This window comes from Verrucomicrobiota bacterium (assembly GCA_016871535.1).
In the GTDB taxonomy this organism is placed as follows: domain Bacteria; phylum Verrucomicrobiota; class Verrucomicrobiia; order Limisphaerales; family SIBE01; genus VHCZ01.
On the sequence record VHCZ01000010.1, the window covers coordinates 43,873 to 55,746 of the forward strand.

Below are 11,874 nucleotides of genomic sequence, written 5' to 3' on the forward strand. Positions count from 1 at the left end.
CTCCGGCCGAGCCATGCCATCGAAGAAAAGCTCCGCAGGAGCGTCGCTCCACCATCGTTAGCCGTAGGGCCTGCACGGTTCACGGTTTCGAATATTCCAGTTGGCACTGCGCGCAGCGATGGATTACTGTGCGCCCGAATGTTCTCATTGCCCAAACCCGAAGTCATCATCACTCATGAGAGCGATCTGGACGGCTTGGTTTCCGGGCTGCTGCTCAAGCGGCTCGCCCGAAAACTTTTCGCGGTCGATGTGCCCCTGGAGGCTTATCACAATCACAATTGGCGCCAGCGTAGCCTCCGCGAACAATCCGCCTGGGTCTGCGACATGACTTTCGAGGAACGCCTGGACCGGCCGGAATGGGTCGTCGTCGATCATCACGCGACGGACGCCGCGGCCAAGCACGCCACGCTCATCCACGACGCGGCCAAGTCCGCCGGCTTGCTGTGTTACGAACTTTGCCAGGCGCAAGGCCTGGGCACGCCGCAACTGGACCGGTTGGTGCATCTCAACAACGTCTCGGATTTGTTCCTGGAGGACGACCCGGATTTTATCATCGCCACCGACTACGCGAATCTGGTCAAGACGTATCAGTTCTGGAATCTGTGCGAACTGATCGAGGGCGAGATCGAACGCCTGCTCGGCCATCCGCTGTTGGAAGTGATGGCCGTGAAGCGCCGCGTGGAAGATCCCCTGGGTTATGCCTGGAGCGAAGCCAATGTCACCAAGTTGAGTCCCACCGTCGGATACGTCGATACCGTGGTGGGCAACATCAATCTGATCGTCCATCACCTCCTCGAACGGAAGGCGACGAAGTATCCGGTTTTGATCACGCTGTTCCGCAAGGCCAACGGCATGATCATCGCCAGCCTGCGGAGCCGCAACGGCGAAGCCATTAAGGTGGCGGAGAAACTGCAAGGCGGCGGCCATCCGAATGCCTGTGGCGCCACGCTGCCTCGTTCCGTGCAGCAAATCCCCGATGCGGTCCGTTATTTGCGCCAGGTCCTGAACCCGGCGCCGTTGCGGGAAGCTCCGCTCAACAGCCTGGAAAGTCTCTTCGACGGGATTGAATTGGCGAAGGGGAAATGAAGCTGCCGTTTGAGTTGATGCTGGCAGTCCGCTATTTGCGGCCCAAGCGGACGTTCGTTTCGGTGATCACCCTCATTTCGATCATCGGCGTCATGCTGGGAGTGGCCGTGCTCATCATCGTGATCAGTGTCATGGCGGGGTTCGACCGCCAGTTGCGCGAGAAAATCCTCGGATTCAAGTCGCATCTGCGCGTCGAGGCGAACGGGCCAATGACGGATTACGCGGCATTGATCCACACGATTTCGACCCATCAAGGCGTCAAAGGCGTCGCGCCACTGGTCATGGGACAAGTGATGGTGGAAACTCAGCCGGTGAATGGAGCGCCGCAGTACCTTTTCCCAGCCATTCGCGGAGTCGATCCCGACCCGGACTCGGAGAGCAAGATCAGTATTCTCCCCTCCAGTATCTCCACCGGCAACTATGACGTGCGCGGCAATCGAGTGCTGCTCGGACGAGAACTGGCCGCAAGCTTGAGCCTCAGTGTGGGCGATACGCTGTCCATCTATTCGATGGGCGATCTCCGGCGCGTGCAAAGATTGATCAAGAAAAGCCGGGCCAATGAAGAAGTCGATGAAGGTCTTCTGCCCACGGAATTCGAAGTAGGCGGCATTTTTGACGCCGGCTATTACGAGTTCAACAGTTTCTTCATCGTCTGCTCCATCGCCAACGCGCAAGACTTGTCCGGTCTCGATGATTCCGTGCAAGGCCTGACGGTGACGCTGCTCGATCCCAGCGCCGCCCGGCAAGTCCGGACGGAGCTGCAGGCCGTGCTCGATCCCGGCGTCAGGATCCGGACCTGGGAAGAGGACAACTCCGACATCCTCGATGCGCTGTTGGTGGAGAAGAATGTGATGTTCTACCTGTTGTTCTTCATCATGATCGTCGCGGCGTTTGGCATCACCAGTTCCTTGATCACCTTTGTGGTTCAGAAAACGCGGGAGATCGGAATCCTGAAGGCGCTCGGCGCGTCCGGCAGCCAGATCATGTCGATCTTTTTCAGCCAGAGCCTGCTCGTCGGCGCGATGGGGGTGACGGCCGGGTATGGGCTGGGAATGCTGGCGGTGGCTTATCGGAACGAATTTCTGCTGTTCTTGAGAAGAGCGACCGACTTCGAGCTTTTTCCTTCGCGGATTTACGGGTTCAGCCAGCTTCCGGCGTTGATCGAGGCGGGAGACATTCTAATCATCTGCGGCGGGTCGCTTCTGATTTGCCTGTTGGCCGGGGTGTTTCCGGCCTGGAACGCGGGCCGCTTGAAGCCCGTCGAAGCGCTGCGCCATGAATGAGAGCCGATGCAGGAAGCCTTGATCACTGCCCGAGGGCTGAGAAAGAGCTTTACGCTCGGCAAACGGCGCGTGGACGTGCTCCAGAGCGTGGACCTCGTCGTGCAGCGCGGCGAATTCGTCGCGATCCAAGGCGCGTCGGGCGCGGGCAAAAGCACCTTGCTCCATTTGCTCGGCGGACTGGATGCGCCGAATGAAGGGGAAATCTGGTTTGCCGGGCAGAATCTCGCCAGGCTTTCCGGGAGCGAACTCGACCGCTTTCGGAATCGCAAGGTGGGTTTCGTCTTCCAGGCTTATCATATCCTCCCGGAATTGGACGCGCTGGAGAATGTCTGCCTCCCGGCCCGGATGGCGCGAAGGGATGCCGCCGAAACCGTGAGCCGCGCGCGGCAGCTTCTGGAACGAGTCGGACTCAGCGACCGAATGGACCACAAACCGTACGAACTTTCCGGCGGCGAACAGCAGCGGGTGGCGGTGGCGCGCGCTTTGATCAACGAACCGGAATTGATCCTGGCGGACGAACCGACCGGCAACCTCGATTCGCACACCGGCCAGGAAATCATCGACCTGCTCTGCGCGCTCCGCAGCGAACGCCAGGCGACTTTGATTTTTGCGACGCACGACGCCCGGATTGCGGCGCAAGCCCCGCGCGTGGTCGAACTGGTGGATGGACAGATTCGCGGCTGACCCCAGGCCGGCACGACTGACCGGTAGGGCAAACCTGCCGGTTTGCCGCGCCCCACGGCCGGGAGTCAGTCATGCCCACGAAACACACAACACACACGAAATCGGAACGGGCGATTTCGTGGGCTCCGCGTGTTTCGTGGGATCCAAGTCCATTTCCAAAGTGACAGCTTGAACGCGGCTCCCATTCCGCTCACGCAAGATCAACATCAACGCGTCACGTGTTCGGCGGCGGCTTTGGAGAGCAGCACGTCCAACTGTCCCAAACAGAAGCGCGACCAGGATTCGTAGCCCGCTGAATCCTTCACCGCGTCCGAAAGCGAGATAAACTCCAAAGCGACAATCCCGCTGCGCCCTCGGGCCACATCCTCGTGCGGCACGCGCAGGACGTGCACGACTCCAAAGTGCACCAACCCGACTTCCGTGCTGTCGTCATTGATGAGCGCGACCGGTGTCTCCTGCGCTTCCTCAATGGCGACTTCCTCCATCAATTCGCGCCGCATTCCTTCCTGATACCCGCGGTCGGTGGAGAATAGCCCATGGTCTTCCTCCGAAATGTGCCCGCCGACTCCGACCGAGTATAAGCCGTGTAACCGCGTCTCTTGCCCGCCCTTGCCGCGGCGATACCGCAAGATGCGGTCGCGGCAAATGACCAGGACGTAAGGGATGAGCTGTTTGTAGCGCGGGTCGTGTTCGGCTTCGCTGCGGTTCAGGTAGAGAATGTTCGTGGAGGCCGTCAGCACCGGCAGATATTTCTCAATCTCCAGGCTCAGGCCCTGGAACACGCCCAGGCCTTCGAGCAGTTTTCGCTCAAAACAAAGCACTCGTTCTTCGGTAGCCATTGCGTCATTCGCCTTTCTGTAGTGTAGGGCAGGATTCCAGCCTGCCAGTTCGGGCGGCGTCCTACCGCTCGAACGACAGGGCAAGGATGCCCTTTCAACCGGCAGACAAGATGTCTGCCCTACATTCTCAAGCTCGTTCGGAATGGTGATGGCACTCCCGATTCCCAACGAGCAAAACATATTCTTTTTTGTTCACGGGCTGTTCAGACCTTATTCACAGGCCGTTGCATTGAAGATCATCCACGGTAGGGCGAAGCGTCCTCGCTGAGCCGAACAACCATCGTCCACTCAACGTCGGACCGGCTCGCCCTACCGGTGAAACGGCTCTATTCAATGCAGTTGCTCGGATCTCTCGGCCGGTGCCGTGTCCGGCGTTTCGGGCGGTTGCCGCACGGGGAAGAAGATCGAGAAGGTGCTGCCCTGGCCTTCCATCGTTTCGACGCTCAGGCCATAGCCCATCTGCTTGGCCAGCTCGTACACCATCGATAAACCCAGGCCCGTCCCGCGGCGCGTGGAAAACGCTTTGGTCGTAAAGAACGGCTCGAAGATCCGCGGCAAAACTTCCGGCGCGATCCCCGATCCGGAATCTTGAACCGCCACCACGACGTAACTCGGCGCTATCGCCGGCGCCAGCGCCAGCCCGGCCGGGAGTTCCAGCCGCATTTCGAAGCGCACGGCCAGTTCGCCCCTGCCCATCATGGCGTCGGCGCCATTGAGGATCAGATTGAGGAGCATTTGCTGGATCATTTCCCGGACCCCCGGCACGCGCGGCATGGAAGGACCGGCTTCGACCCGCACGCTCACTTCCTGAAGAAAGCGGTCACCCAGCAGCTTCAGCGTGTCGTCCACCATCTCCCGCAGATCGCACCACACCAGATTCTTTTCCGTGATCTGGCTGAGGCCCAGCATCGATTTCACAATGCCGCTGCCCTGTTCCACGACGGTTTTGATCCGGTTGACGCGGGTGCGAATCTTCTCTTTGTCTTCCAGGTGACCTTCGATGATTTGCGCGGAGCCTTTGATGATCGAGAGAATGTTGTTGAAGTCATGGGCAATGCCCGCGGCCAGCGTCCCCAGCGCTTTCATTTTCTGGCTCTGCAACAGTTCCTGATTCGCCCGTTCCAACTCGCGCGTGCGTTGCGCCACGATTTTCTCGACCTCCGCGTAGCTGCGAATGAGCTGGAGATGCCGGTTCACGGCCAGCCCGGCGAAAAACAGAACCAACACCAACCCGACGGTCAACGAACCCATGACTCGGGGTTCGCGGTACCACGGCACGACGACGGAGAATTCCACAAAAGAGAAGAGCGGGTCCGGGTTTCGATTGCGATCCATGGCGCGCACCTCGACGCGGTGTTTGCCCGCGCGGAGGTTGGCGAACGATTGCGTCAACGCGTTTGTGTAAGGCGACCATTGGCCTTCGTCGAACCGGTAGGAGAAGAGCAAGCGCTCCGCCGGAGTATAGCGCCATTTGTCGATCGCGTGAAATTCAAGCGTGACGGGGCTTTCGCTGGACGGCTGGCGGCCGTAATCCACGCGAGGCGGCAAGGTGCGCGGCGGATGCGGATCCGCATTCGGATGGTGCCGGCTGACGCCCCGGGCCGTGCCGGCCCAAATCCGTCCGGCGCGGTCTTCGCACACCTCGGAGACGGCTTCGCTCGGCAGCCCTTCCTCGACGCCATTCGCGACCCAGGAGCCGTCCGCGTAGGAGTACAAGCCGCTCGAAGTTGCCGCCCAAATCTTGCCGTCGCGCGCCCGAATCAAATTGGAAACGCGCCCCAGGCCGCCGCGCTGAATCGACCAGCGTTTGCCGTCGAACTCCCAGATCTTGTCCGCGCCGCCGCACCACAGTTTTCCGTCCGGCCATTCGAGCAGGCACAGGGCTCGCCCGCCAATCCATCCCTGCGCGGGATCGAAGGTTTGCCAGCGCCCGCCTCGGAAAGCGCTGACACCGCCCGTGCCTCCGATCCAGAGATCGCCGTTCTGGGTTTCGTGCGCGAAAAACAGGTCGCCGTTCAAACTCCCGTCGGGTGGCGCTTCGATTCCGGGAAGAAAATTTTCTCCGTCAAAAATCTCCAGCCGGCACACCTCGCCGGAAGCGGGATTGCCGGCGCTGGTTTGCGCCCAGACGGATCGATCTTTGTGCGGGCCGATCAAGCGGACGAACTGCCGGGTGGGATGCGCGACAAAGCGGAACCGCCCGGACGCCGGATCGAAGACGAGCGCGCGGCCATTCGCTGCCACCGCCAGTTTTCCCTCGCGCAACGGGTAAAGCGCGTCGGTGGGTTGAAAATCCGCTTCAAAGCCTTCCGGCCACTTCACCCGCTGCCAGCGCCCCTCTCGGAGGAACAGCAATAAATCAGCGGTCGCAAACCAAAGCGTGCCGTCCGCCTCTTCCAGCGCGGCGTGTGCGAGAGATCCCACACCGTCCAACGCCGCCGGCGTGCGCCACAAATAAGGGGCGCACCGCACCAGGCCTTCGCTCGTGCCCAGCCAGAACACGCCATTCGTATCGGTGGCGACATCGCTGTATTGGCCGAGCCAGATAAGATGGCGATGAAAGCTCCCTTCCGGCTCGCGCTCGAACCGCAGGAGCGAATTGATCGTGTACCCCCAGACGCTCTGGTCCCAGCCAGGCCAAGCTTGCCTAAGAATCGCGTCCTCTACGATGCGCTTTTGCCAGTTGGTGCCGTCGAATTGGAGGAGCACTCGCCGGTTGGAAGCTTGCCGATCCATCGCGACCGTGGTGATTCCGCCGCGGTCATCTTCGAAAGGGCGCTGCAGATTCTCCACTTGCAAGCGGCCACCAATAATCTGCGTTTGCCAGACGGAATCGCGGTTGATCTGCCGGAGCGGTCCGCTAATCTTGGCCAGCCCGTGCGCTCCGGTAATCCATACGCCCCCGTCGCGGGCCTCGGCCATTTCAAGAAACTTGCCGAGCCCGGTTTCGCTGACGTGTTTGATCTCGGTAGTTTCCCGCCGCGTGGCGTCGTATTCCATCAGCCGCGTCGAGAGCAAAAACAGCGTCCGGCCCTGGAAAACAGGGAGCAACGGGATTTGCCGAATCTGCCGCAGCACGTCCGACTGAATCTCCGCGCGGATTTCCGGAACGGGGTGGTGGCCCCATTGTTTTCCGTCGTACATGATCAATCCGTTGGTCGAGAGCGACCACAACTGCCGTCCCGTCCGGCTTTCGTAAACGCGGAAAGAATCGCGGCCCGGCGAAGCCAGACTCCGGAAAGTGTATCCGTCGAACACGCTGATTTCATCTGCGTCTGCGTGCTTGACCCAGACGTTGCCCCGCTGGCTGAGCGTGATCGCCACCGCGTGCGAATCCTTCAGGCCGTCCGACGCGCGGAAGATTTGCCAGTGGGCCGTCTTCTCCGCGCGGACACCGACGGCGAAGCACGCGTAGATCAACCACCGAGCAGCGCAAACATAACCCTTCAGTAATCGCTGGTGGAGCCTGCTCCTTACACGAATCTGTGGACGGTGGCCGCCAATCCCAAGGGGATTGCGCCCTCCAGCCCAGGGTTGCGTGTAAGGAGCAGCGTGGAGCGAGGTTCCCGCCAAGCCGTCCGTCGATGGCGATTGGCTCGCGCCTGCGCCGCAGGAGCGGCTTCGTCGTCGCGAAGGCGCGAAAACGCTCGCCCCACCTTCAGTGAGGGAATCAGCGCAGATTCGAGGTCGCTCTGTCATCTTACGAAGCATTCCGCACGTGCGAGGGAAGGGTTACTTTGGTTAAGTGGTTAAGTGGTTAAAAGAGCTAAATACTGTGCAGACCGTGGGATTGACGACAGATCGACCGGAGAACCGTAGCGCAGATTTTCAATCTGCGGTATCGCCGATTTCCAATCGGCAGGGCGCCGGCAAGTCCCAGCGTGCTCGGACTGGGAGACGCCCCGCAGAATACAATTCTGCGATACGGCAGAGTGCAACTCTGGGCTACGAGCTTTGTCGTCCATCCCGCGGACCAAGCAGTAAGTTAAATCGTTACAACGTTACAGCGGCGTCACCGCCCCAGCGCTTCAACTCTTTTAACGAATTGACTCATTTAACCCATTTAACCATGTAACTGCTTACGCCGCCAGCGCCCCCGTGCAACTGCTGCCGCAACCCGCCGTGCAAGCCAGACAATGAGAGCCCGTCTGGATGGGCTGGCCATCCAGGGAAGCCGGTTTGATATCCCACAGGTAAAGCGGGCTCCCGTTCCGGATCTGCATGCCGAGCATTTGATTGAAATCGCAATCGTAAATCTCCCCCTGATATCCGACGCTCAACGTCGTGCGGCACATCAGCCCTTCCACCGTCTGCGGATTGAAACTGTTCGCCAGCAGATCGAGATACTCGTCCCACTTCCCTTGCTGGCGCAGGTCGGCCGCGAAACGCGCGATCGGCTGGTTCGTCAGCGTGAAGAGCCGATGGAACACGATGCCGAACTCCTGCCGCAGCGCTTCCCGGTAATCCGCTTCCAACTCCGCTTGCGGCCCCGGCAATTTCGGGCCGAGCGGGTTATAGACCAGATTCAGCGGCAGGCGCGTCCCGTAGCCAACGGCATTGAGTTTCCTGAGCGCAGAGATGCTTTTCTCGAACACGCCGTTGCCGCGCTGTTTGTTGACGTTCTCCTTCGAGTAGCACGGCAGCGAGGCGATCACTTCGACTTCATTTCGCGCCAGGTATCCGGGCAAATCCGCAAACTCCGGTAATTCGAGAATGGTCAGGTTGTTGCGGTCGATGACGTGGGCGCCGATCGCGCGGCTGGTCTCGACGAAGAACCGGAAATGCTCGCTCAACTCCGGCGCGCCACCGGTCAGATCGACGACGCCCGGGTGATGTTCTGAAATCCATTCGCCGACGCGGCGGGCGGTTTTGGCGTCCATCATTTCCGTCCGCCACGGCGCGGCATCGACGTGGCAATGGCGGCACGCCTGGTTGCACTTCCGTCCCACGTTGATCTGGAGCGTGTGCAACGCCGTTCGCCCAAGCGCCAAACCGTGCGTCTTCAGCTTTTCATCAAAGTGGTTCATTTCCCCGATTGGTCAACCTGATGTTTTGGGCTCTTCAACGCTTCGACGCAGCGGCAGAAACACAAGAATCACCTCGCGCCGCGCCCGGACCCTCCGTCCGTCACGCGCAATCAGCCCCATCTCCGCCAGCGCGTTCAAGTCGCGCTGGACGGTTTTTGGTGTCTTGCCGGCGTATGCTTTCGCCAGCCTTAGAGTCAGTTCTGATATCTTCCCAATCTCCGTCCACTCCTCGCCATCACCCAGATCCAGCGCCAAATGCCGCTGCCGGGTGTCAGACGGGCTGTTCCGGTTTTGAAAACGCTCATGCACAAAATTGCGCCACACGACATCCCACTGTTGCATCCAGATCTTCTCAAGCTGTTCACGCAGGCCGTCCACAAACCCGCGCACCGCGTAGCCGATGAATGGCACGATGTCTCCGCCGGATTTGCTCGTGTAATCAAGTTGCCGGTAATACTCCGCCCTCGTCTGGTTGTAATGGTTGCTGAACAAATGCGCGGCCGGTGACGGCACGCCCGCCGACAGCAGGATGTGAAATTCCAGCAAGCGCGCTGTGCGCCCGTTGCCATCGCCGAACGGGTGAACCCACGCCAGATAAAGATGCGCCACGACCGACCGCAGGATCGCGTATACCGTGTCTGTGCCGGTTGGCGAATTGTCCGGCGCCTGGAAGTCCGGGCCGTTAAGCCATTCGCACAGCCGGTCAATCAGATACGGGCAATCCTCCGCCGGCGCGCCGCGATAAACGTTGCCGACCACCACCGAATGCGTGCGCAGTTCGCCCGGCTTTACGTCATCTTTCACTGGCAGCTTTTCGAGCACCTGCCGGTTGTAATCGCACAAAAGCTTGGCCGAAAGTTCCGGCAGCGTGCCCTCCGCCAAGTGCTTGCTGATGCCATTGCACGCCGCGATGATGTTCTCGACCTCCTGCTTCAGGTATTGCTTCGATGGCGGAACGACCAGCTTCCCTTCGACGGCCTTCAGGACTTCCTCTTCTGAAAGCGTGTTGCCCTCAATGGCGGTCGTGGCCGCCGCGCCTTTGGCGAGATAAAGCTGATGCAGCGTCTGCGCTGTGGCCGGGCGCAACGGCACGCGCGAAATGTGCTCACACTTCGACGACGCCTCGCCGAGCGAAAGCCATAGTTCCGCTCCCGCCTTGCCGAGGTTCAACCGAAAGGAAATCCAAGGATGTGTCTGATCAAATGTCCGCATACATGTCCAGCAACATTACCAGATTACTTCCTTAAAACAAATACGTTCTGGAAGATCATTCAAAATACGTCCCAAAACATGTCCACTTACAGTGTCCGGTAGTTTGACTGAAACGCTGGTTGCGTTTCGAGTTTAACGACGGCGGTCTTGTGCGTGAGGACGCGACTCAGAAACAACCAAAACATCCCGGGGTTAACAACTCGCGCCATTCCCGCCGTCGCAGCACCGGCTGGCTTCCGTTGTAGTCTTGTAGTCCTGGCCTTTGGTTTCCTTCGGATGCCGCGCGCGCATGCCGGAGCAATCAAACGGTTTCGCGCGTTCCGACGGGACTTGGGCCAGAGGTTCAATGAACGCAAAATGACTCTGGTACGGTTCCCTTTTGTAAAGCTGATAGCTCTTGTCGCAAACCGCGTAGCGCCGGCCCCGTTCCATGCGGTGGCCATCGTCGTCGAGGACTTCCTTGAACGGGCCTAAATAAATCACGGCCTGATTCCGATCGACGCACGGCCCTTGTTTTCCCTTGAACGCCTGCACCGTGACCGAACGGAATTCAATCCCCTCCACGGTCCGCCATGGCGGGTCGTCACGCTTCAAAATCTGGAGTCCGTAGAAACCCGCGTCCCCAAAGGCGCTCAGGAATCCATCTTCGGTGAAGGCGCCGGAAATGCAGCCGCTCCACAATTCCGGGTCGTTCTGGAGGCGCTCCGGGATTTCTTCGTCGGAAACAATGTCGGAAATCACCGCGCGGCCGCCTTTGCGAAGCACGCGAAAGATTTCCTGGAAGAGCTGCTGCTTGGACTTCGGTTCCACCAGATTCAATACGCAATTCGAAATCACCGCATCGACTGAGTCACTGGCCACGAGCGGTCGCCGCGCGCGCAGCTCCTCCGCCAGTTCATCGGCGGCGAGAAACGAAGCGGCGTTCGAGATCGGATGTTGCTGAAGCTGGCGATCCAGAAGCTCCAGATCCAGCGCCAAATCCTGAATGCGGCCCTTGCGGAATTCGACGTTGGAATACCCCAGCCGCTCGGCGACCAACGGCGCATTGCGGCGCGCCACGGCCAGCATTTCGTCAGTCATATCGACGCCGATGACTTTGCCCTGCGAGCCGACGACCTGCGCCGCGATGAAACAAATCTTTCCCGCGCCGCTGCCCAGATCGAGGACCGTTTCGCCGGCGCGAAGGTATCGGCTGGGATCGCCGCAGCCGTAATCCTTCTCGATCACCTCGGCGGGAATCACCTCCAGGAAGCGTCGGTCGTAATCGATCGGACAACACAGGGCTGCTTCCGGCGCCGCCGCCGCCGCGCGGTAGCGCTGTTTCACTGCGCCTTCTTTGGTTGTTGCGCTCATAGCTTGAAAAAATTAAGCGGGGCTCGCCCGGTTTGCATGCCTTTTCTCGGCCTGAAGGTGGACCAGCGTGGACAAGCTTCTCAAAGGCTCTCCCGGAGGGAGACCTGAAAATCGCCCGGCAGTTCCCTGCCGGGTTCTGGCCACCAGCCACCCAAGTCCCGCAGGGACGGCTGATTTACTTCTCCAGAGAGCGTTCGTCGTCGTCAATCCGTGCCTCTTCAACAGCGCAACGAATTCCTCCTGAAAGGTCATTTTGCGGTGGTGTGCCTCCTAGTGAGACCCTATCCGAAAAGGGGGTCGTCGGCACCGTGTGGTGACACTCTCGTGTTCGGCTGAGCCGGATTTTTGATTCAGATCAGCCCCGCGCAGCTATCACGGGAATTCAATGCG

8 protein-coding genes are annotated in these 11,874 nt (G+C 60.0%); 3 read left to right on the plus strand and 5 right to left on the minus strand.

Annotated features, from left to right (window positions below; all coding sequences use genetic code 11):
- Positions 1–138 precede the first annotated feature (138 nt).
- From FJ398_02790 to FJ398_02800, 3 genes are read left to right on the plus strand one after another with little or no spacing between them, the layout of a single operon-like run.
- On the plus strand, positions 139–1,086 hold the full coding sequence (locus FJ398_02790; GenBank protein ID MBM3836887.1) for a DHH family phosphoesterase: 948 nt from the start codon (positions 139–141) through the stop codon (positions 1,084–1,086).
- A complete protein-coding gene (locus tag FJ398_02795; protein MBM3836888.1) occupies positions 1,083–2,369 on the plus strand; it encodes an ABC transporter permease in 1,287 nt (428 codons plus the stop codon). The genes FJ398_02790 and FJ398_02795 overlap by 4 nt, the downstream gene beginning before the upstream one ends.
- A gap of 6 nt (positions 2,370–2,375) precedes the next feature.
- Complete coding sequence (locus FJ398_02800; GenBank protein ID MBM3836889.1) at positions 2,376–3,053, plus strand: ABC transporter ATP-binding protein; 678 nt, start codon at positions 2,376–2,378, stop codon at positions 3,051–3,053.
- Between the two features lie 206 nt (positions 3,054–3,259).
- Here the strand turns inward: FJ398_02800 and FJ398_02805 are convergent, their stop codons facing one another.
- The 5 genes from FJ398_02805 to FJ398_02825 form a co-directional block, all read right to left on the minus strand.
- Complete coding sequence (locus tag FJ398_02805) at positions 3,260–3,892, minus strand: hypothetical protein (GenBank protein ID MBM3836890.1); 633 nt, start codon at positions 3,890–3,892, stop codon at positions 3,260–3,262.
- Between the two features lie 330 nt (positions 3,893–4,222).
- On the minus strand, positions 4,223–7,603 hold the full coding sequence (locus tag FJ398_02810) for a hypothetical protein (protein ID MBM3836891.1): 3,381 nt from the start codon (positions 7,601–7,603) through the stop codon (positions 4,223–4,225).
- 368 nt (positions 7,604–7,971) lie between these two features.
- Positions 7,972–8,919, minus strand: coding sequence for a radical SAM/Cys-rich domain protein (locus FJ398_02815; protein ID MBM3836892.1), 948 nt, complete (start codon positions 8,917–8,919; stop codon positions 7,972–7,974).
- Positions 8,920–8,931: 12 nt separating this feature from the next.
- Positions 8,932–10,131, minus strand: coding sequence for a Fic family protein (locus tag FJ398_02820; protein MBM3836893.1), 1,200 nt, complete (start codon positions 10,129–10,131; stop codon positions 8,932–8,934).
- 192 nt (positions 10,132–10,323) lie between these two features.
- Positions 10,324–11,484 (minus strand): methyltransferase domain-containing protein, encoded by a 1,161-nt coding sequence (locus FJ398_02825; protein ID MBM3836894.1) that lies wholly within the window; start codon positions 11,482–11,484, stop codon positions 10,324–10,326.
- Positions 11,485–11,874 lie beyond the last annotated feature (390 nt).